Origin of the sequence: Rhodococcus sp. SG20037 (genome assembly GCF_031763325.1) — a bacterium.
GTDB lineage: Bacteria > Actinomycetota > Actinomycetes > Mycobacteriales > Mycobacteriaceae > Rhodococcus_F > Rhodococcus_F qingshengii.
Genome location: NZ_CP134497.1, coordinates 2,498,477 through 2,519,969, shown reverse-complemented (window position 1 = coordinate 2,519,969; position 21,493 = coordinate 2,498,477). Strand labels below are relative to the sequence as shown.

The following is a 21,493-nucleotide window of genomic DNA, read 5'->3' as shown; positions in this document are numbered from 1 at the left end:
TTCACACCGACACACCACACGACTCCACATCTGAACGCACACACTAGAACGCCGACGGATCGTCCACCAATGCCTTGCCGACGTCTGTACACAGCCGAAGGGCGGCACGAGCCCAGTCGAGGTTCGCACCCGAAAGACCGCAACGCGGAGTGACCGCGACCTGGGTCTGCAGGAGTTCACGAGAGAAGCCGAGACGATCTACCAGTGTGACGGCGGGCATCGCACACTCTTTCCACGTCACCGGTTTTTCCGGCTCCACGGACGGAACCAGACCGAGCGCCAATTCCTTGCCGGCGTCGAACAACTGGCCGATACCGTCGAGATCGCGTGAGCCGATGAGCGACATGTCGAAGCTCACGCCGAACGCCTGGCTTCGCCTCAGTAGATCCCACGGCATGTCTGTGCCGCAACTGTGGACGATTGTGGGCAGTCCGCAACCGCTGATCGTCGAGTCGAGTACGGCGAGTGCCTCGGGTTCCGGCAGTGCCGGAACGCTCTCCATCTTGGTGCGCCCAGGCAGCGAACCGGCCAGAACTGCCGCGATCTGCGGCTCGTCCAACTGAATCACCACTGCGGCGCCGGTGCGGCGAGTGACCTCGGCCGCATGACGCGCGAGACCCTCACCGAGTGATTCTGCGACGTCGCGGAGCGCACCGCGGTCGACGAGAACTCGCGAACCGTTTGCGACTTCGATCTCGGCGCCGAGTGTCAGCGGGCCGGCGACTTGGAGCTTGACGACGTGGTCTTCGCCGACCAAGCGCGCCGACTCCCAGGCTTCCTCGAGCGCGTCGAGATCCTGATTCAGAAAGTCCTCGGCTCGCTTCGCGACATTGCCCCTCCGAGGCACGACTCGATAGGCACGGGTCGAGGCGTCGAGGTTGATATCGACCAGAATTGCCCCCGCCCGGCCGACCATGTCAGCGCCGAGTCCGCGGCTCGGCAACTCCACCAGATGCGGGAAACCACCCAGCTCGCCGAGGATGGTTGCGGCACTTTCGCGGGCATCCGTGCCCGGCCAGGATCCGATTCCGGTGACGAGACCACCGATGGAAACCTGCTGCGTCACAGTGTGTTCGGCTCGGATTCGGTACCCGAGATGGTGCCACTGCCGAGGACCTGGTCACCCAGTTCGCGGTCGGGGCGATACAACACGACGGCCTGTCCCTTTGCGACGCCGGTCAGTGGTTCGCGCAACGAGATCGAGATACCGCCGCTTGAAGTACCGTCGTCGACGGCCTCCGCAACGGCCTGCGCCAGTCCACCGTGCGCACGAACCTGCACCATGCATTCGACGGGGCCCTCCGGCGCCTGGCCCGAGGTCCAGATCGCACGCTGCGCCGAGATGGCCCAGACCTCGAGATTCTTGGCCGAACCCACTCGGACCGTTCCGGTTTCGGGCTCGATCGCGGTCACGTACCGCGGACGGCCGTCACCCGCCGGACCTTCGACGCCGAGACCCTTGCGCTGTCCGATCGTGAAGCCGTGTACGCCGTCGTGTGCAGCGAGGACTTCACCCGAATCGGCGTCGACGACGCTTCCCGGACGAACGCCGATGCGCGCACCCAGGAATGCTCGTGTGTCGCCGGTCGGGATGAAGCAGATGTCGTGACTGTCAGGCTTGTTCGCCACAGCCAGACCGCGCTCGGCGGCTTCCTCGCGGATCTGTTCTTTCGGTGTGTCACCGATCGGGAACATCGCTCGCGAAAGCTGCTCAGCCGTCAGCACACCGAGGACATACGACTGGTCCTTGTCAGCGTCGACCGCCCGGCGCAGGACGCCGTCTTCGAGGCGCGCGTAGTGACCGGTCGCCACGGCGTCGAAGCCGAGAGCGACTGCACGGTCGGCGAGTGCGGTGAACTTGATCTTCTCGTTGCAGCGCAGGCACGGATTGGGGGTCTCACCCGCTGCGTACGACGCCACGAAGTCGTCGATCACGTCTTCCTTGAAGCGATCGGCGAAATCCCAGACGTAGAAGGGTATTCCGAGAACGTCGGCGGCGCGCCTGGCGTCGCCGGCATCTTCCTTCGAGCAGCATCCACGCGAACCCGTCCGCAATGCGCCCGGCGCCGTGGACAAAGCAAGATGAACGCCGACGACGTCGTGTCCGGCGGCGACAGCGCGGGCGGCGGCGACAGCGGAGTCGACACCTCCGCTCATGGCTGCGAGTACTCGCATCAGCGATCCCCTCCACGCGAACCGGCACCGGCAAGACCGGCGGCCCGAGCGCGCTCTACTACTTGTGGAAGCGCAGCGATGAGCGCGTCCACATCGGTGACACTCGACGTATGTCCGAGCGAAAATCTCAGTGAGCCACGCGCGACGGGCGATTCGACGCCCATCGCGATCAAGACATGGCTGGCTCTGGCCACACCGGCGGTGCAGGCCGAACCGGTGGAACATTCGATACCGGCGGCGTCGAGCAGCATCAGCAACGAATCGCCCTCGCAGCCGGGGAAGGTGAAGTGCGCGTTACCGGGAAGCCGATCGGATCCGGTCGGGCCGTTGAGCACCGACTCGGGAAGAATCTCCAGGACTCCGTCGATCAAACGGTCACGCAACTGCGCCAATTCCCTTGTGCTGGAATCGAAGTTCTCGACGTTTGCGCGCAGCGCCGCAGCCATCCCGACAACGCCCGCAGTATCCGGAGTGCCCGAACGCAGATCACGTTCGTGTCCGCCGCCGTGAAGGAGCGGCACACACGGAACCTGGCGTCCGAGCAGCAGTGCGCCGACGCCGTGCGGACCACCGAACTTGTGCGCCGCGATGCTCAGCGCGGACAATTTGCTCGCCGCGAAATCGACCGGCAATTGTGCAACTGCCTGAACCGCGTCGCTGTGCATCGGAATCTCGAACTCAGCCGAAATCTCCGCCAACTCCACGATCGGCATGATCGAGCCGACCTCGTTGTTGGCCCACATCACCGTCACGAGTGCTACCTCGTCGGCGTGGACGGAAAGCTCGTCACGCAAGGTCTGCGGATCGACGACACCGTTCTCGTCGACCGGCAACCACGTCACGCGCGCGCCCTCGTGCTGCTCGAGCCACTCGACGGCGTCGAGCACAGCATGATGCTCGACGGAGCTGGCCAGGATGCGAGTGCGTCGCGGGTCTGCGTCACGGCGAGCCCAGTAGATGCCCTTGACCGCGAGATTGTCGCTCTCGGTGCCTCCGGAGGTGAAGATGACCTCCGACGGCCGCGCACCCAAGCTGGCGGCGATCGATTCGCGCGATTCCTCGACGCGGCGCCGGGCCGCACGGCCGGAGCCGTGCAGCGAGGACGCGTTGCCCACGGTTTTGAAGGTATCGGTCATCGCCTCGATAGCGGCTGCCGACATCGGAGTCGTGGCGGCATGATCGAGGTACACCGGAAATCCGGCGTGGGCACTGTGTGCAGGCAGAGTCATGGCTTGACAAGGATAGCCCAGCACGAGAGTTCGACCAGCCTCGCTCAGCAGGCTAAGCGCTCATCGCCGGGGAAGGATCGATTTGTCCCACGGCTTGTGTCACGAGTTCCGGTGCGGGGTCGAAGATGTCGTGAGCTGCCAGATCGATGATGTCGACGCCGCGTACGGCTCTCTCGCATCGCTGCGCGAGATCGGCTCGACACTCCCCTGCCTCCTCGAGCGGAGCCAGCCTGACCTTCACCTCGACGTTCTTCTGACGCAGGATCCGACGGATGGACTGACCGATCGTTTCGGTGCCGACAAAGCAGGGTCCGGTGCACAGGGAACCGTCGGCGTTCTCGTAGCGGATCGCCATCGGCTGAACCGGGCATTCGGCGTCGACGGCTGCTTGGAACATCGCCGGACGAAAACCGCCGTACGCCCGCCCGCACCAGGTCGTCCCCTCGGGAAACACCATCACCCGGACACCTCGCTGCAGGCGTTCGCGAACGACGTCGACGGTTCCGGGGAGTTCACGCAGGCGAGCGCGGTCGATGGGGACGACGCGCATCCGGCGCGCGAGACCGCCGAGCACTGCCCAGTCGAGCAGGTCGGCGCGGGCGACGAAGTTGGCCGGAGCAACGGCGCTCGTGACGAGGACGTCGGTCCAGGACACGTGACCGGCGACAACCATGACCCCGTCAGGTTCCGCGCGCCCCAACCGCTGATCGTCGACCGTCAGCTTCATCCCCAGACAACGAAGCAACGCGCGCGAGTATCCGCGTTGCATCTCAGTACGCCAGGTGCGCGGGAGGAGCCAGCCGGCCGAAAGCACAGGCGCAGTCACCAGTGCGGCACCGACCATGACCCCGCGGGCCATCACGGTGATACTCGACACACCGGGTGCGTCCGCGGGTAGGCACCCGTCGCCGCAGGGGCTCGTCGGCACCCAGTACGGCACCGCCGCGGTCATCAGCCGATCCCCGACTCGTGTGCGGCGGCCGCCGATCGCAGCCGTTCGAGGTAGCGCTTGTTGGCGGAGTGAAGGCCTTGCAGTGCAACAAAATCGGCCACGCCGAACTCGGGATCGTGGGCGGGCTCCCCGCAGATCATCGCGCCCATCCGCAAGTAACCACGGAGCAACGGCGGCATCGTCACGCGTTCCGGTGCGGCGATCTCGTCGAGCGTCAGACCCCCGAGGACCACCGGGTTTCGTGGGATCACCCGCCGCGACCCCGGACTGGCGTGCTTGTTCATCACGAAGTCACGGACGCCGCGGACATCGGCGCCGGCAATTGAATCGGGGCTCGGCAAGACGGGCACGGAGACGCAGCCCATCACCCACTCGTATCCGGTCAATTCGAGATAGTGCAGGATGCCCGACCACATCAGGCTCAGGACGGATCCGGTGCGGTGAGCGGGATCGACGCACGCGCGACCCATTTCGACGATCCTGTTCGCCACCGGATCGAGCGCGGAGATGTCGAATTCCGTTGCGGTGTAATACCCACCGGCCGCCGCAGCGGAATCCGGCGGCAGCATTCGGTAGCAGCCGACGTACTCCTCGGTGATGTTGTCGCGAACGAGAAGATGATCACAGAATTCGTCGAAGGCGTCGGCGTCGAGTTCGAACACCCCGGCCGAAGCGGGGAGGGAGAAGCCTGGCTCGGAGGCGAACACTCGGTATCGAAGGCGCTGCGCTGCGACACGATGCTCGCGGTCGGAGGAGACGATCAGGGAATATCTCGGCTGGGCGACCTCACGGCCGAGATTGTCACTCGCGGAGCGAAGGACTGACGTAATTGTCATGCGCAAGGTTTATCGAGCGCGAACGGCGTCTCGGTATCGACGAAGTGACATGCCGATGCAGGCCGGGTGAATAAAGCACTGTGCGCCTTTATCAACCGCGGGGGGTTGATAAAGGCGCACAGCAGTTTGTGCTTTTCAGCCCTTGTGGGACTTCACAGCTTCGGTGAGCTGCGGTGCGACGTTGAACAGGTCGCCCACGATGCCGAAGTCGGCGATCTCGAAGATGGGTGCCTCTTCGTCCTTGTTGACCGCGACGATGGTCTTGGACGTCTGCATGCCGGCACGGTGCTGGATGGCACCGGAAATGCCGAGCGCGATGTACAGCTGCGGCGAGACCGTCTTACCGGTCTGACCGACCTGGAACTGTCCGGGGTAGTAACCCGAGTCCACAGCGGCACGCGAAGCACCGACTGCAGCGCCGAGGGAGTCGGCCAGCTCTTCGACGACGGAGAACTTGTCCGCGCTGCCGACACCACGTCCACCGGAGACGACAACCGACGCCTCGGTGAGCTCCGGGCGGTCGCCGCCGACAATGGGCTCACGCGAGGTGACCTTGACGGCACTCTCGTCCTGGGCCGGAACCTCGACGGTGATCTGCTCGCCTGCGCCGGCCTGCGGAGCAGCCTCGACTGCGCCCGGACGAACCGAGTAGACCGGAACGTCGCCGTTGGCCTTGGCCTCGACGGTGAACGCGCCACCGAAGATGGAGTGGACGCCGGTGCCGTCAGCCTTGATCTCGATGACGTCGGTCAGCAATCCGGAGCCCAGACGTGCGGCCAGACGACCGGCAACCTCTTTGCCCTCGGTGCCGGCTGCGGTGATGACTGCTGCCGGGCTGGTGGACTCGACCAGAGCGGCGAGAACGTCGACCTTGGGGGTGACCAGGTAGCCGTCGATGTCGTCGGACTCGGCGACGTAGATCTTCTCGGCGCCGGCTGCTGCCAGAGCGTCGGCGAGCTTTGCTGCGGTGCCCGCGGGGCCGGCGACAACTGCCGACGGCTCACCGAGTGCGCGTGCAGCGGTGATGAGTTCGGTGCTGACCTTCTTCAGCGCACCCTCTGCGTGCTCTACGAGCACAAGTACTTCTGCCATGACTTAACTCTCCCTGAGTTCTTCTGCTGGATGTCTAGAAGGGCGCGATCAGATGACCTTGTTGCTGACGAGGTACGCGGCAATCTTGGTGCCACCGTCTCCCTCGTCGACGATGCGCTCACCAGCGGTACGGGGGGGCTTGGGGGTGGAGGACGTCACGGTGGTGCCGGCGTTGGCAACTCCGACGGTCTCCGGGTCGACTCCGAGGTCGGCCAGCGTGTAGACGAGAACTTCCTTCTTCTTCGCGGCCATGATGCCCTTGAAGGACGGGAAGCGCGGCTCGTTGATCTTCTCGGTGACCGAGACGATCGCGGGCAGCGAAGCCTCGAGGCCGAAGACGCCCTCGTCGGTCTCGCGCTCACCGGTGATCTTGCCGTCGGCGACGACGACCTTGCGCAGCTGCGTGAGCTGCGGGATGCCCAGGTACTCGGCGATGATGGCCGGAACAGCGCCGACGCGGCCGTCGGTGGCCTCGTTGCCGGCGATGATCAGGTCGGCAGGCTCGTCGTTCTCGAAGGTGATCTGTCCGAGAGCAGCAGCGAGCGTCCATGCGGTCTGGATCGCGTCGGAGCCGTGCAGTGCCGGGTCGTTGATGTGGACGGCCTTGTCGGCGCCCATCGAGAGAGCCTTGCGGATAGCGTCGGTGGCGCGGTCGGGACCTGCGGACAGCACCGTAACCTCACCGCCCTGAGCTTCCTTGATGAGGAGTGCTTCTTCGACGGAGCGCTCGTTGATCTCGTCGAGGACTGCGTCGGCGGCTTCACGGTCAAGCGTGTAGTCGCCGTCGGTCAGCTTGCGCTCGGACCATGTGTCGGGGACCTGCTTGATCAAAACAACGATATTCGTCATGGGTCTTCGTCGACCTCCTGTGTGTAATTCACCTGATAAATCGTCTGTGGTGCTCGCGCAGTCCGAGCGTCCGAAAAGAGAGTCCGACAGGTCTCCCTACGGGCGAATTTCTCGGTTCACGTCGGCTGTGCGTTAGATTACCCCACGTTAAGTTACCGGTGGGTAACTTAACGTGGAACCTCGTCCACCATAACGGCACGAACAGGAATTGACAGCAGTGATCTGGACCACGGCGAACACGTTCTACTCGGATGGCACTAATCTCGCACGGGTGAGTGAAACGAGTGTCAGCAACCACGAGGACGCACCCCTGCCCTTGACGGGCGAACGAACCGTGCCAGGAATCCCCGAGGAGAACTACTGGTTCCGACGCCACGAAGTGGTGTACCGCGCACTTCTGGAGCGCTGCACGGACCGCCGAGTCCTCGAGGCCGGTTCCGGAGAAGGCTACGGCGCCAACATGATTGCGGACGTCGCAACAAAGGTTACCGGCCTCGACTACGACATCTCCGCGGTCGAGCACGTCCGTGCCCGCTACCCCCGCGTCGAGATGCTCCACGGCAACCTCGCCGAGCTTCCACTGGCGGACAACTCGGTTGACGTTGTCGTCAATTTCCAGGTGATCGAGCACCTGTGGGATCAGGGTCAGTTCCTGTGCGAATGCTTCCGAGTTCTCGCTCCCGGCGGTGAACTTCTCATCAGCACCCCCAACCGGATCACCTTCTCCCCCGGCCGCGACACGCCGCTCAACCCTTTCCACACTCGTGAGCTCAACGCCTCCGAAATGACCGAATTGCTCGAAGACGCCGGATTCCGCGTTCAGTTGATGACCGGCGTCCACCACGGTTCGCGCCTGAAGGAACTCGACGCCAAGCACGGCGGATCGTTCATCAATGCGCAGATCGACCGCGCGTTGGCCGGCGAGCCCTGGCCGGAAGATCTCACCCGCGACGTCGAGGGCATCACCGTCGACGACTTCAGCATCAGCGAACCCGACATCGACGACAGCCTCGACCTCGTCGCTATTGCCGTGAAGGAAACCGGCGAGTGAGTAACGCAACACCCGTCACCGAACCGGGGATGTTCGCCCTGGTTCTGCACTCCCATCTGCCGTGGCTCGCCAACCACGGCAGATGGCCCGTCGGCGAGGAATGGATCTACCAGTCCTGGGCTGCGTCGTACATTCCGCTCGCCGCCGCGCTACGACGCCTGGCCGACGAGGGCCGATCGCACCTGCTGACGCTGGGAATCACGCCCGTACTCGCGGCCCAGTTGGACGATCCCCACTGCCTCGCCGGGATGCATCACTGGCTCGGCAACTGGCAAATCCGCGCCCACGAGGCTGCCGGCATGCCGGACGCGGCGCACCGCGAACTCGGCGCGCGCGAACACCGGGCGTCAGCTGCCGCTCTCGCAGATTTCGAGACTCACTGGCAGCACGGCGCCTCACCGGTGTTCCGCGACCTCATCGATCGCGAGGCCTTCGAGCTTCTCGGCGGGCCGCTGGCCCACCCGTTCCAACCGCTGCTCGATCCTCGCTTGCGGGCGTTCTCCCTCCGCGAAGGTCTCGCCGACGCGCATGCCCGGTGGAATCACACTCCGACCGGGATCTGGGGACCTGAGTGCGGGTACACCCCGGGCATGGAGCGCGGGTACGCCGAAGCGGGCGTCACCCACTTCATGGTCGACGGCCCCGCCTTGCGCGGCGACACGTCCCTCGGCCGCCCGGTTCGAGAATCCGACGTGGTTGCATTCGGCCGCGACCTGCAGGTCAGCTACCGGGTCTGGTCCCCCAAGTCCGGATATCCGGGTCACGCCGCCTACCGCGACTTCCACACCTACGACCACGAGACGGGTCTCAAGCCGTCGCGAGTCACCGGACGGACCGTCGACTCCGCCGACAAGTTGCCGTACGACCCCGAACTCGCTGCGGCCGCCGTCGACAAGCATGTTGCCGACTTCGTCGAAACCGTTCGGGCGCGTCTGCGCAGTGAATCCACCCGCATCGGCCGCGACGCCCTCGTGGTCGCAGCTTTCGACACCGAACTGTTCGGGCACTGGTGGCACGAAGGTCCGCAGTGGCTCGAAAAACTCCTGCGCGCGCTTCCCGAGGCCGGAATTCGCGTCGGCACCCTCGCCGACGCCAAGGCATCGGGATACGTCGGCGAACCCGTTCAACTCGAGGATTCGTCCTGGGGATCGGGTAAGGACTGGCGTGTCTGGGCTGGCGATCAGGTGTCCGACCTGGTGCAACTGAACTCCGAAGTGGTGGAGACCGCGCTCGGCACCGTGGACAAGTCTCGCGGACGCGACAACGCACCCGGACGACCGGAACTGCGAAACCGGGTCAACGATCAGGTACTTCGCGAGACACTGATGACAGTTTCGAGCGATTGGGCATTCATGGTGAGCAAGGATTCGGCCGCGGGGTACGCCCGCGAACGCGCACACAAGCACGCCCACGCGACCAGGGAAATCTCCGAAGCGCTCGTTTCCGGCCGCGATGCCGTCGCCGAGCGACTCGCCGAAGGCTGGAATCGCGCCGACGGGTTGTTCCCGGGACTGGATGCTCGCCGTCTACCTGACACAGAACTGAGTCCGTCGTGAAAATTCTCATCGTCTCGTGGGAGTACCCACCGGTCGTCGTCGGCGGCCTCGGCCGACACGTCCACCATCTCGCCACCGAGTTGGCGGCTGCAGGCCACGAGGTCGTTGTTCTCTCGCGTCGCCCCTCCGGAACGGATGCGTCGACGCACCCGACGATCACGCACATTTCCGAGGGCGTCCTTGTCGTCGCAGTGGCCGAGGACCCCGCGCACTTCGTCTTCGGCGAGGACATGCTCGCGTGGACCCTCGCGATGGGTCACGCGATGGTCCGTGCCGGGATGGCGCTGCACAAGCCAGGAGTGGGCGAGGGCTGGCAGCCCGACGTCGTGCACGCGCACGACTGGCTGGTCGCACATCCGGCGATCGCCCTGGCCGAATTCTATGACGTCCCACTGGTTTCCACACTTCACGCCACCGAGGCGGGTCGCCACAGCGGCTGGATCTCCGGACGCATCAACCGCCAGGTCCACTCCGTCGAGTGGTGGCTGGCAAACGAATCCGACTCTCTCATAACTTGTTCGGCGTCCATGCAGGAAGAAGTGACCGAGCTCTACGGCCCGACGCTGCCGCCGATCACCGTCATCCGCAACGGAATCGACGTGACCACGTGGAACTTTCGCGAACGTGGACCGCGATCCGGACCACCGAAACTCCTCTTCGTCGGCCGCCTGGAATACGAGAAGGGCGTGCAGGACGCCATCGCAGCACTCCCCCGAATCCGTCGTAGCCACCCCGGCACGACCCTCGCGATCGCGGGCGAAGGCACCCAGTTCACCTGGCTCTACCAACAGGCACGCACGCATCGCGTCGCGCGGGCGGTGGACTTTCTCGGCAACCTCGATCACACGGAACTGCTCAGCTGGCTGCACGGAGCGGACGCCATCGTCCTGCCGTCGCGCTACGAGCCGTTCGGGATCATCGCCCTCGAAGCGGCGGCGGCCGGCACTCCGCTGATCACGTCCACCGCAGGCGGACTGGGCGAAGCCGTCGTCGACGGGGTGACGGGGATGTCCTTCCAACCGGGCGACATCGCCGGGCTCACCTCGGCTGTCCGCGAGGTACTCGACGATCCCGCCGGGGCACAGGAACGGGCAGTGGCCGCCCGCGCACGCCTGACATCGGACTTCGACTGGCATCAGGTCGCCGAGGAGACCGCTCACGTCTACGCGGGCGCGAAGCGTCGGGTGCGACAGCCGTTGGCCCGTCCGCAGATCCCCGAGCGTCCGCTGCCCGGTCGCTGAGCTCGCTTTGTGCTGATCTCAGGGGGTCGGGAGTGGCGCGGTGAAACGAGAACTCGCATCCCCGAGCAGATGGCCTGGTGGCAGCATCCGGCCGCACAGCACGAGCAGGAGATCCTGCGCCGCCCCGTGAACCTCGGCGCCGGCACCGTACGTCCAGTCTCGGTCGTCGGCGCGCAGCCGAGCGCCGTCGAGGTCAGTTCCGAAATACTTCAGGGTTTTGGGCGAGAGTCCGCTGAGCACACGAGTGAGCCGGTCTTCGGGCACCACGTAATCGTCGCCGAGTGCCACGCGAATGTCCTGACCGTGGATCACGTCGTGCGAGAGCGCACCCTCGAAGCCGCCGCCTGGTGGCTTCCACGGGTGTGCAACGTTGTCGCGAAGCGAGGCAAGCAGTTGTCGCTCACCGACTTCCGACGCATCGGCGAGCGCTCGCCGGTTCGACATCCTGTTGAAGTTTCCGCGTGACTTGACCATTTCCACGACGAATCGCGGCGCCGAGTATCGGTAGGGCATGGTGATGTGCGCGATCACTTCGCGGACCCGCCACCCCTCGCACAGGGTCGGCGCGTTCCACTGCTCCGTGCTCAGGCCTTCGAGAAATCCCACCAGTTCGCGGCGCTGCGCCACGACCCATTCGGGTGTCTGTTCGCTCATGTCGGCACTCCTTTCACCGGCGCAGACTTTCGGCGCCGATACCGATACAGACCGGTTGCGGCGCCGAAAGTAATCGCTGGTTCTGCCAAAAAGTGAGCTACGACGTCGACGACGCGTCGGCAGCGTCCGCAGCAGCCTTCTTGCGTGCGATGTCCTCGAGCGCCGCGATGTACTTTGCACGATCGGCAGCGCCGGCTTCCCAATCGGACTTGCGGTTCTTGACCGCCTTCGCGGGCGAGCCGACCGCGATGCTGTAGTCCGGGATGTCGCCTTTGACGACGGCGTGCGCCCCGAGGACACAACCACGTCCGACGCGAGTATTTCGCAGCACGGTGACCTTCGCTGCCACCCACGTGTCCGGGCCGATACGGACGGGGCCCTTGACGATGCCCTGGTCCTTGATCGGTGTGTTGATGTCGTCCATGCGGTGGTCGAAGTCGCAGATGTAGCACCAGTCGGCTACGAGCGTCGACGCACCGATTTCGATGTCGAGGTACGTGTTGACGACGTTGTCCTTGCCGAAGACGACCTTGTCGCCGATGCGCAGCGAGCCTTCGTGGCAGCGGATCGCGTTGCCGTCACCGATGTGCACCCAGCGCCCGATCTCGAGGCGGGACAGGTCGGGGGTGGAATGGATTTCGACGTTCTTGCCGAGGAACACCATGCCGCGCAGGATCACGTGCGGGTTGGCCATCTTGAACTTGGCCAGACGGTAGTACCGCACCAGATACCAGGGTGTGTACGCCTTGTTCGCCAGAACCCATTTGAGGGAATCGACCGTCAAGAACTTGGCCTGATCGCTGTCGCCTCGGCGTGATCCCCGCCATCGAGTGCGCAACGGTGCGCCCCACATGCTCGTCATGAGTGTTCAGCCTACGTGGGGCCGACTCACCGACCCTCGGGGTGTGCCCCGTCACGTTGCCCCGGTCGGGATAGTCTCTGGTCCGGGCTTGTGCAGTTACCGAGGGCTCTTGATCAAGTGAAGGCAGGGAGATTGTGATGCGGCGGGTCCTACGGTCGTCCGTGATGGTGTCGACGGCGATCGCTGCGGCCCTGATCGCCGGTTGCGGCAGCGACGACGGACAGGTGGACCGGTACGCGTCGGCGGGTTGGCCGGCCATGCATGCCGACGCCCGCAACAGCGACACGAGCCCGGTCACCGGATCACGCGATGTCGAGTTCGCATGGTCACGCCCTCTCGGCGGTCCGGTTGCCGCGTACGCCTCGGTGGCCGCGAACGGCCAGAGCTTCGTCACCGCCCGCACCGAGAACGGCTGCAATCTCTTCTCGTTCCAGATGGATTCGGGTCGCAAGAAGTGGTGCGCTCGACTCAACGACGGAGTAGTCGCCTCGACGCCCATCGTCGACACTGCCACCAATGTCTACGTCGGTGAGAGCGGCGCGATGATGTCCTTCACCGAGACTGGTCAATTGCGTTGGCGCACGCTCGTTGTGGGCACTCCTCTCTCGTCACAGTTCACCGGCGACGGAAACCTGTTGTTCATCACCCAATTGGGTCAGATCAACGTGCTCGACCCGCAGACCGGCGCAAAAGTGGTTCCGTCGTTCGACCTGATCCCGCCGCCGACGATCGACCAGGGCGCGAATGCAGAACTCATTCCCGACAACAAGGGTTTGAACGAGTGCTTCCTCGGCACGTCCGGCTGCCCGGTGGCCAATACCCCGGCAGTGGACCTGGGCACCGGCAAGTTCTACTTCACCTTCTACGGACCCAGTTCTCAGGCAGCCGGTCTGGTGGCCATGAAGTACACGGGCGGCGACAATCCGTCCATCACCCGCGAGTGGTCCACCGACGCGCTTCCCGGTGGAACGGCGTCGAGCCCGGACCTGTCGAAGGACGGCAAGACCGTCTACGCCACCGACAACAACGGATCTCTCTGGGCAGTGAACGCCGAAACCGGTGACACCAGGTGGAGTTACGACATCGGCTTCAACTCGGCCGGTAGTGCCTCGACGTCCGACGACGGTTTGATCATTCCCGCCGGCGGCGACAAGGGGCATCTCCTTGCCGTGCGCGACGAGGGAGATCATGCCGAACTGGTCTGGGAGCGTAAGGACCTTCTGCAGCTGGGTGTTCCGGCGCAGACCGCCGGCAACACCGGATACACCGTCGTACGCGAGGGTGAGAACGGACTGAGCCTGATCACCTTCGACACCGAAACCGGTGAGACGGTGGATCAGGACACGTTGCCTGGCGCGGTCGGCTTCACCGTCGGCACCTCGATCGGACCCAAGGGCGAAGTGTTGACGCCCAGCGCAATCGGTGAGCTGTTCGTCTTCAAGTGAGCTAGCGGGATGCCTCACAGATGAAGGCCGACGCCGATCGCCCGATCCGTACGATCACGACGCTCAGCGCAAGCGAGCCCTTGAGCTTGAGCCGTGGACGCAGCACTGCCGGGTCCACGTCGACTCCTCGCACCAGGATTTCGGCCACACCGCAGTCCCGCTTGGACAGTGTCTGTTTGAGCAGTTTCTCGGAGTACTTGATCTGCTCGAGGATCCGGAATCCGCGAACTCCCTCAGGGACGCTGTCACCGGTCAGATAAGCGATGCGTGGATCGAGCTGCCAGAGGCCGTGTCTGGCCGCGTAGTGGCGCACGAGGCCCGCGCGCACTACCGCTCCGTCCGGGTCGATGATCCACTCCCCCGGCGCTTGCTCCGGAATCACGTCGTCCTCGGCGTCGGTGATCGCCCACCCGCTCCCGTCGGAGCGAAGCACCGAAGCTCGACGCGTGACGCCGGACTCGGCCAGCCCCGTCGACCACAGGCAGGCTTCCTTGACGCCGCCGTCGAGCGAGACGACCTCGACTTCCCCGTCCCAGCCCAGATTGTCGAAATCGAGTCCGGGAGCACACTTCACCGCGAGATCACGGCCGGAGTACGCCTCTATGAGGTCCGGTAGAGGTGGCATCAACGCTGCCGGATCGTGAGTGCGGCGACCGCCCGATCGCCGTGCGGGGTCTGCCAGTACGACGGTGTCGCGTGTCGTCGGGCGGAGCGCGTCGGCCCGCAGCAACGCTGCGCTCGGCACATTGCGCTGTGCCATCGCCAGGCGAACGGAATCGATGTCGCTGCCGATCACGCGATGCGCAACTCCGGTCAAGGCATGCAGTTCGGCGCCGATGGAGCACGTCACGTCGTGGACGTCGCGCCCGATCAGACGCTGCGCGCGGTGCGCCGCCACAACACCGGGAGTGGCCTGCTGCATCGCGTCGTCCGTGAACAACCACTGATCACTGCCGGGCAGTTTCGTAGCGGCCTTTCGTCGAAGCAGGACGGTGTCCACGAGCGCAGGCATGTGATCACCGAAACGCGTACGCGCCCGGCCGATGTCGGCCAGACGCGTACGCGTGGACAGTTCGAGCTGATCCACCTCGGCCAAGGCAGCTACGCCGGAATCACTTCCGAGATAGTCGACGTCGCCGAGGGTGAAGTCATAACCCAATTCAGTTGCCGGGCTTCACGCCGGTGATCATGACGTTGTAGAAGAATCCGCGAGGAACGACGTGGCGGAGCACCTTCTCGTCGACCCAGCTGAGTGTCTTCCAACCACCGAAAGCGAAACGCCCCCAGCCCCAACCGAGCTTCTCCGGCGGAACAGCCGCTTCGAAAGTACGGACAGGCCAGCCGAGAAGCGCCGCGGCGAATTCCTCGGTGGCAGCGTGGACCTGATCGGCGCCCGCAGACTTCGCCATGTTCTCGAGGTCGGTGGGGTCGAACGTGTGGATGTCGACGACAGCCTCGAGAGCTGCTGCACGAGAAGACTCGTCGAGTTCCTCTTGCGGGCGACGCCAGTCTGCGAGGAACGGCAGCTTGGTCACGCGCGTGGTTGCTTCCCACGTCGCGCGGCCGAGCCAGCGAGCGTAGAAGTTGCCGACAGTGGTGGGCTCACCGGCGAAGACGAAACGTCCGCCGGGCTTGAGGACACGAAGGACCTCACGCAGCGACTTCTCGACGTCCGGAATGTGGTGCAGCACGGCGTGGCCGACCACCAGGTCGAAGGTGTTGTCCTCGTACGGAATGGTCTCGGCATCGGCAACACGGCCGTCGACCGGAAGGCCGAGGCTTTCGGCATTGCGCAGTGCGACCTTGACCATGCCGGGCGAGAGGTCGGTGACCGAACCGGTCTTGGCGACTCCACCCTGCATCAGGTTCAGGAGGAAGAATCCGGTGCCACAACCGAGTTCGAGCGCGCGCTCGTACGGGAGCGGCTGATCGCCCGCGACGGCGTCGAAACGACCACGTGCGTAGTCGATGCAGCGCTCGTCGTACGAGATGGACCACTTGTCGTCGTAGGTTTCGGCTTCCCAGTCGTGGTAGAGCACCTGGGCGAGCTTGGTGTCCTTACGAGCGGCCTCGACCTCTTCGGCCGTGGCGTGCGGCCGCGGCGCGGGGTCGACTACCGAGGTGTCGGTAGCGGCGGGCGGCGTGACGGTTGCGTCGTCATTCGGGCTGGCTGTCATGGCGGCTATCCTACTCGCTGGTAAGAGATGAACAAGTTCTAGTTTAGGGGAGCCTACTCGCCCGTGAACTCGGCCTTGCCCGGACCGTTGGCGATGAACGACTCCATGCCGATCGCCTGATCCTTGGTCGCGAACAATCCGGCGAACAGATGCTGCTCGATCTTGAGCCCGGATTCCAGGTCGGTGTTCAGACCCTCGTCGATGGCCGCCTTGGCAGCAGCCAACGCACGTGACGCTCCCCCGACGAACTGCGAGGCCCATGTCCGGGCCGCGGTGTACACGTCGTCGGGAGCGACGACCTCGTCGACCAAACCGATGGCCAACGCCTCGTCAGCCCCGACGAAACGGCCGGTGAAGACCAGATCCTTGGCCTTGGCCGGACCGATCAGGCGAGCCAGGCGCTGCGTTCCGCCGCCACCGGGAATGATTCCGAGCAGAATCTCCGGAACTCCGAGCTTGGCATTGTCTCCGACGATCCGGCGATCGGCCGAGAGTGCAACTTCGAGTCCACCGCCGAGTGCGTATCCGGTGATCGCGGCAACGGTCGGCTTCGGGATGGACGCCACGGCGCCGAGTCCGGCCTGCATGCCGCCGATCGCGTCACGGATCTGGCCGTAGTCCATCTCGGCCATTTCCTTGACGTCGGCACCTGCTGCGAAGACTTTCTCGCCGCCGTAGACGATGACGGCCTTGACTGCCTTGTCGACGGTCGCAGCGTGTGCGGCAGCAGCCAACTCGTCCTGAACCTGACGGTTCAGAGCGTTCATGGGCGGACGCGCCAGACGGATGGTGCCGATGCCTTCGGAAACCTCGAGAGTCACAAATTCAGCCATGGTCGAGAGGTTACTTTGCCGCCTTGACCGACCACGGATGCGGCCCGGCGACGTAGTAACCGTCCTGGTTCGGGAACTCGACGCGCAGCGTTTCCTCGTCGGTGATCAACGTAGGCAGGATGACGGGAATCTCCGGCTCGGCTGCGAGTATCTCCGCCACCGAACTGAACTTGGCCAATTCGGTCAGCTGACTCCACGTCGGCGGCAACAGGATGCTGCCACCCTCCCGCCAATGCGCCAGCGCGTCCTGCGGGCTCTGCCAACGAACCTCGGCGGCCTCGGAGGTGACGCCGTCCGCGATCTGTCCGGTCGGTGACGCTGCGACGAAGAAGCGCGTGTCGTAGCGGCGGGTCTCGCCCACCGGCGTGATCCAGTTCGCCCACGGCCGCAGCAGATCCGTTCGCAGGACCAGGTTCTCCTTCTTCAGGAAATCGCTGAACGACAGCTCGTGCTTTTCGAGAGCTACTCGGTCCTGTGCATAGCCGGCCGTGTCCGCGACGACCGTGTCAGCCGTGGGGCCGGCCAGCAGGACACCGCACTCCTCGAAAGTTTCCCGCACCGCAGCCAAGACGAGAGCCTTCGCCCGAGCAACATCCGTGCTGAACCGCTCGGCCCACCACTCGACCGACGGCCCGGCCCACTCGACCTCGGCCGTCGCATCGGACTTGTCGACGCCGCCGCCGGGGAATACCGTCATGCCCCCGGCAAACGCCATCCCTTGTACTCGTTGAAGCAGGAAGATCTCGATCCCGGATTCGGCATCGCGCACCAAGATGACGGTCGACGCATCCTTGGGCTCGGGGACAGCGTTTGTATTCTCGTTAGCCATGCTTCGCGAACCTACGCGATCTGTGATCTGGGACGCATTTCAGGTCCCACTGAAGCTCACGCGCGATGAGCTCCGGACGGTCTCGCGCGGCGCGCGAAGTATCGGCCGTCCGCCTTGTCGAGGCTGATGGACTGGCTGAATGCCGCGCTCAGATTTTCGGCGGTGATGACGTCGTCCAGAAGGCCCTGAGAGACGACCTCCCCTTCCTTGAGAAGGAGTGCGTGGGTGAATCCCGGCGGGATTTCCTCGACGTGATGGGTGATCAGAACGGTAGCCGGGGCGTCCGGATCGGCAGCCAGTTCGGCGAGTCTAGCCACAAGTTCCTCACGTCCACCGAGATCGAGCCCGGCGGCGGGCTCGTCCAGGAGAAGAAGTTCGGGATCGGTCATCAAGGCTCGCGCGATGAGGACGCGCTTGCGCTCGCCTTCGGAAAGCGTCCCGTACGTCCGATCCGCCAGGTGCTCGGCGCCGAGGCTTTCGAGCATCTCCACAGCGCGCGAGGTGTCCATGGATTCGTACTCCTCGCGCCACCGACCGAGAACGGCGTAGCCCGCCGACACGACGAGGTCGCTGACCTTCTCGTCGCCGGGCACGCGGTTCGCCAACGACGACGAGGACAAACCGATTCGCGGGCGCAACTCGTTGACGTCGACCTTGCCGAGAACTTCGCCAAGGAGGTGGGCAGAACCACTGGTCGGGAAAGTCTCACCGGCCGCGATGCGCAGCAGCGAGGTCTTGCCGGCACCGTTGGGTCCGAGCACCACCCATCGCTCGTCCAGCTCCACTTTCCAGGTGACGGGCCCCACGAGAGTGGACCCTCCCCGACGGATGAGTACGTTGTCGAAATCGATGAGCAGATCTGGATCAGGTAGCGGCACCCGAACATCTTCCCGCACATTCTCCGGCCGTTCACGGCAGGATCATCTTGCGTGTCGCCTCTCATCGAAACTCACACCCCGACGCCCGGGTCTCCGTTCCCACTCGGCGCCCACATCGTGGACTCCGGAACCCAGTTCGCGGTCCACGCCCCAGCTGCGTCGAGCGTCCAGATCTGCCTGATCGACCAGGACGGAAACGAAGATCGCGTCGAACTTCGGCAACACACGTACGGAATCTGGCACGGAATCATCTCCGGGATCGGTGCGGGGCAGCGTTACGGAATTCGGGCGTCCGGCCCGTGGAATCCGCGCGCCGGGCTGAGACTTAATCCACACAAGCTGCTCCTCGATCCGTGGGCGCGCCGCATCGAGGGGGATCTCGGTGATCACCGTGCCCTCCTGTCGTACGCCGACGATCCCTTCGGCGACCCGTCGACGGTCGACTCGCTCGGCCACGTGCCGCTGTCCGTGGTGACTCCCGGCCTCGCGCCCGCCGGAGCCCGCCTCGAGACGCCGTGGGAGGAAAGCGTCATCTACGAACTGCATGTGGGCGCGTACACCGCCAGTCATCCAGGAGTACCCGCCGCCCACCGCGGAACGTACCTCGGCCTGACGGCACCGGCCGTGATCGATCACCTCGTCTCACTCGGCGTCACTGCCGTGGAACTGCTTCCCGTACAGGCATTTCTGACCGAACAGAGCGTCCGCGAGCGAGGGATGCGCAACCACTGGGGATACTCGACGGCGTCGTACTTCGCCCCGCATCCCGGATACGCGGCAACTCCGGGCGGCGAAGTCACCGAGTTCCGGATCATGGTCGACGCATTACACGCGGCAGGCATCGAGGTCGTCCTCGACGTCGTCTACAACCACACCTGCGAGCAGAGTGTCGACGGAATCAGTGTCAGCTGGCGAGGTTTGGACGGCCCCGGCTATTACCTTCTCGACGGCGACGGCCGCGACATCGACCTGACCGGGTGCGGCAACACGGTCGACGCCTGCTCCCCCATCGCCGTCCGCATGATCACCGACAGCCTCCGTTACTGGGCCACCGAAATGGGTGTCGACGGCTTCCGATTCGATCTTGCGAGCGCGTTGGGTAGGCCGCGCGGCGGAGGCTTCGACCAGCGGGCGTCCATCCTGTCCGCCATCTCCTCCGATCCGGTACTGACTCGGTGCAAGCTCATCGCCGAACCGTGGGATGCCACTGCAGACGGTTACCAGGTCGGAAACTTCGGACTCCAGTGGTCGGAATGGAACGACAAGTACCGCAGCACCATTCGCCAGTTCTGGAACGGCGGATCCAGCGTCCGGAAGGTCGCGTCGCGCCTCGCCGGTTCCGAGGACATCTTTGCCGGCAGCGGCCGTCGCCCCTGGGCGTCGATCAACTTCGTCACAGCGCACGACGGGTTCACCGCCGCCGATCTGGTCGCGTACAACCACAAGCACAACGAAGCCAACGGTGAAGACAATCGTGACGGCGCCGATCACAACGATTCGTTCAACCACGGAATCGAAGGCCCGAGCACCGATCCCGAGATTCAGGACGCCAGGGCACGTCATGTCCGGGCGCTACTGGCCACGCTCGTGCTGTCGACAGGCACACCGATGCTCACCGCCGGAGACGAGTTCGGCCACAGTCTCGGCGGAAACAACAACGCGTATTGTGTTCCCACACTTGCCTCCCCAGCCGATTCGTGGGCCCTGGACTGGACGGCGGCCGATCAGTCGTTGGTGCAGTTCGTCTCCCGAGCGTTCGGATTACGCCGAGCGGCACCGGCGTTGCGTCAGCCCGAATTCTTCGAAGGCAGAAGAAGACTGGAGCACCCGGACCTCGTCTGGTTCGACGCTGCCGGCGTCGAGTTCGACGACACCGCATGGTACGACGAGAGTCACCGAACGCTGCAGGCCTGGATCGACGGAGCCGACGTTCGGTCTCACACTCGGACCGGGCGCCCGCTCGGTGACGACAGTTGGCTCCTGATCCTGCATTCCGGTGGACCGGTTCAGGTCACCGTCGGCACTCCGGAATGGTTCGACGGCACATTGACTGCATCGTTCGATTCGACGTCACCGACCGGCGAACCCGCTTCCACGGCCGAAGTTCCCGTCGGCACGGAGATCTCATTGACCGGCCCCACGGTCTTGGCCTTACGTTCCGTGACACGTCCTCCGGTCACCGCTGCTGTCATGGAATCCGGCAGCACCTTGATCAGGAATTGAATGGTCGGTCCGATCCCGAAGGCGTACAACACGGTTCCGATGCCAACCGTTCCACCGAGGAGCCATCCGGTAGCGAGGACCGCGATTTCGATGCTGGTACGCACGAGCCTGACCGACAAGCCGGTGCGCGCCACCAGTCCTGTCATCAACCCGTCGCGGGGGCCCGGCCCCATGCCCGCGCCGATGTAGAGAACGCTGGCCAGTCCGTTGAGGAGGATTCCCGCGACCATGATCACGGCTCGAACTGGCATGGAATCAAAGACGGGCAAGAAGGCCAGTGAGGTATCCACCGAGATGGCAATTACAACGACATTGGCGACCGTTCCGAATCCTGGCCGCTGGCGGATCGGAATCCAGAGCAGCAGTACCACCGCACCGGTAATCGCAGTGATCACGCCGAAACTGAGCGAAACATGCTCGGCCACACCCTGATGAAACACGTCCCAAGGATCCAAACCAAGACCGGCCGTGATCATCATGGCCATCGAGAAGCCGTACAACCACAGACCGACGAACAGCGAGGCGAATCTCCGTATCAACACTCGACCATCTTGAAGGCCACTGGACTGTTCATCCATAGCCAAGTTGCCGATACTGGACTGGTCGGTTAT

General features: G+C 64.6%; 19 protein-coding genes and 1 pseudogene. 5 read left to right on the top strand and 15 right to left on the bottom strand.

The features are described 5' to 3' along the window. Positions 1-43 precede the first annotated feature (43 nt). The 7 genes from RHP72_RS11700 to RHP72_RS11670 all read right to left on the bottom strand — a co-directional run bounded on the left by RHP72_RS11700 (position 44) and on the right by RHP72_RS11670 (position 7,133). Complete coding sequence (locus tag RHP72_RS11700; RefSeq protein WP_054828364.1) at positions 44-1,066, bottom strand: methionine synthase; 1,023 nt, start codon at positions 1,064-1,066, stop codon at positions 44-46. Next, positions 1,063-2,175 carry a tRNA 2-thiouridine(34) synthase MnmA gene (gene mnmA, locus RHP72_RS11695; protein ID WP_065455554.1) on the bottom strand — a complete coding sequence of 371 codons (1,113 nt, stop codon included), beginning with the start codon at positions 2,173-2,175 and terminating at the stop codon, positions 1,063-1,065. Before mnmA ends, RHP72_RS11700 begins: the two co-directional genes overlap by 4 nt. Then, positions 2,175-3,404, bottom strand: coding sequence for a cysteine desulfurase family protein (locus RHP72_RS11690; protein WP_019747909.1), 1,230 nt, complete (start codon positions 3,402-3,404; stop codon positions 2,175-2,177). The genes mnmA and RHP72_RS11690 overlap by 1 nt, the downstream gene beginning before the upstream one ends. A 52-nt stretch (positions 3,405-3,456) precedes the next feature. After that, positions 3,457-4,356, bottom strand: coding sequence for a lysophospholipid acyltransferase family protein (locus RHP72_RS11685; protein ID WP_311094706.1), 900 nt, complete (start codon positions 4,354-4,356; stop codon positions 3,457-3,459). Then, a complete protein-coding gene (locus RHP72_RS11680; RefSeq protein WP_003944707.1) occupies positions 4,356-5,192 on the bottom strand; it encodes a GNAT family N-acetyltransferase in 837 nt (278 codons plus the stop codon). The genes RHP72_RS11685 and RHP72_RS11680 overlap by 1 nt, the downstream gene beginning before the upstream one ends. Before the next feature lie 135 nt (positions 5,193-5,327). Then, positions 5,328-6,284 (bottom strand): electron transfer flavoprotein subunit alpha/FixB family protein, encoded by a 957-nt coding sequence (locus RHP72_RS11675; protein WP_003944698.1) that lies wholly within the window; start codon positions 6,282-6,284, stop codon positions 5,328-5,330. Positions 6,285-6,332: 48 nt separating this feature from the next. Beyond that, positions 6,333-7,133, bottom strand: coding sequence for an electron transfer flavoprotein subunit beta/FixA family protein (locus RHP72_RS11670; protein WP_003944754.1), 801 nt, complete (start codon positions 7,131-7,133; stop codon positions 6,333-6,335). Positions 7,134-7,404: 271 nt separating this feature from the next. Between RHP72_RS11670 and RHP72_RS11665 the strand changes: the two genes are divergently transcribed. The 3 genes from RHP72_RS11665 to RHP72_RS11655 are packed head-to-tail and all read left to right on the top strand — an operon-like array spanning position 7,405 to position 10,981. Continuing rightward, positions 7,405-8,184: a bifunctional 2-polyprenyl-6-hydroxyphenol methylase/3-demethylubiquinol 3-O-methyltransferase UbiG gene (locus tag RHP72_RS11665; RefSeq protein ID WP_064112654.1), complete on the top strand. Its 780-nt coding sequence runs from the start codon at positions 7,405-7,407 to the stop codon at positions 8,182-8,184. 29 nt (positions 8,185-8,213) lie between these two features. After that, positions 8,214-9,740 (top strand): glycoside hydrolase family 57 protein, encoded by a 1,527-nt coding sequence (locus RHP72_RS11660; protein ID WP_116058165.1) that lies wholly within the window; start codon positions 8,214-8,216, stop codon positions 9,738-9,740. Then, positions 9,737-10,981: a glycosyltransferase family 4 protein gene (locus RHP72_RS11655; protein ID WP_003944732.1), complete on the top strand. Its 1,245-nt coding sequence runs from the start codon at positions 9,737-9,739 to the stop codon at positions 10,979-10,981. The genes RHP72_RS11660 and RHP72_RS11655 overlap by 4 nt, the downstream gene beginning before the upstream one ends. 18 nt (positions 10,982-10,999) lie before the next feature. Here RHP72_RS11655 and RHP72_RS11650 read toward each other — a convergent pair whose 3' ends face one another. Both RHP72_RS11650 and RHP72_RS11645 read right to left on the bottom strand, forming a co-directional pair. Beyond that, positions 11,000-11,635: a maleylpyruvate isomerase family mycothiol-dependent enzyme gene (locus RHP72_RS11650; protein ID WP_064112652.1), complete on the bottom strand. Its 636-nt coding sequence runs from the start codon at positions 11,633-11,635 to the stop codon at positions 11,000-11,002. 97 nt (positions 11,636-11,732) lie between these two features. Continuing rightward, positions 11,733-12,497, bottom strand: a complete 765-nt coding sequence (locus tag RHP72_RS11645) for an acyltransferase (RefSeq protein ID WP_003944741.1) — start codon at positions 12,495-12,497, stop codon at positions 11,733-11,735. A gap of 137 nt (positions 12,498-12,634) precedes the next feature. Here RHP72_RS11645 and RHP72_RS11640 point away from each other — a divergent pair, with 137 nt between their 5' ends. Further along, the gene (locus tag RHP72_RS11640; RefSeq protein WP_311094705.1) at positions 12,635-13,942 is read left to right on the top strand and encodes a PQQ-binding-like beta-propeller repeat protein; all 1,308 of its coding nucleotides are present in this window, start codon (positions 12,635-12,637) and stop codon (positions 13,940-13,942) included. A gap of 1 nt (position 13,943) precedes the next feature. Here the strand turns inward: RHP72_RS11640 and RHP72_RS11635 are convergent, their stop codons facing one another. The 5 genes from RHP72_RS11635 to RHP72_RS11615 are packed head-to-tail and all read right to left on the bottom strand — an operon-like array spanning position 13,944 to position 18,659. Then, complete coding sequence (locus tag RHP72_RS11635) at positions 13,944-15,101, bottom strand: THUMP-like domain-containing protein (protein WP_060938654.1); 1,158 nt, start codon at positions 15,099-15,101, stop codon at positions 13,944-13,946. Position 15,102: 1 nt separating this feature from the next. Beyond that, the gene (locus RHP72_RS11630) at positions 15,103-16,119 is read right to left on the bottom strand and encodes a class I SAM-dependent methyltransferase (RefSeq protein WP_003944733.1); all 1,017 of its coding nucleotides are present in this window, start codon (positions 16,117-16,119) and stop codon (positions 15,103-15,105) included. 53 nt (positions 16,120-16,172) lie between these two features. After that, the gene (locus tag RHP72_RS11625) at positions 16,173-16,952 is read right to left on the bottom strand and encodes an enoyl-CoA hydratase/isomerase family protein (RefSeq protein WP_003944701.1); all 780 of its coding nucleotides are present in this window, start codon (positions 16,950-16,952) and stop codon (positions 16,173-16,175) included. Positions 16,953-16,962: 10 nt separating this feature from the next. Further along, positions 16,963-17,781 carry an NUDIX domain-containing protein gene (locus RHP72_RS11620; RefSeq protein WP_029255094.1) on the bottom strand — a complete coding sequence of 273 codons (819 nt, stop codon included), beginning with the start codon at positions 17,779-17,781 and terminating at the stop codon, positions 16,963-16,965. Between the two features lie 56 nt (positions 17,782-17,837). Further along, the gene (locus RHP72_RS11615) at positions 17,838-18,659 is read right to left on the bottom strand and encodes an ABC transporter ATP-binding protein (protein ID WP_003944728.1); all 822 of its coding nucleotides are present in this window, start codon (positions 18,657-18,659) and stop codon (positions 17,838-17,840) included. Positions 18,660-18,710: 51 nt separating this feature from the next. On the opposite strand from RHP72_RS11615, the pseudogene glgX reads away from it, so the two are divergent. Then, positions 18,711-20,753: pseudogene (glgX, locus tag RHP72_RS11610) on the top strand (glycogen debranching protein GlgX); the annotation flags it as partial. On the opposite strand, the gene RHP72_RS11605 reads toward glgX, so the two are convergent. Then, positions 20,666-21,460: a YitT family protein gene (locus RHP72_RS11605; RefSeq protein WP_257899094.1), complete on the bottom strand. Its 795-nt coding sequence runs from the start codon at positions 21,458-21,460 to the stop codon at positions 20,666-20,668. The pseudogene glgX and the gene RHP72_RS11605 sit on opposite strands and share 88 nt — an antisense overlap. Positions 21,461-21,493 lie beyond the last annotated feature (33 nt).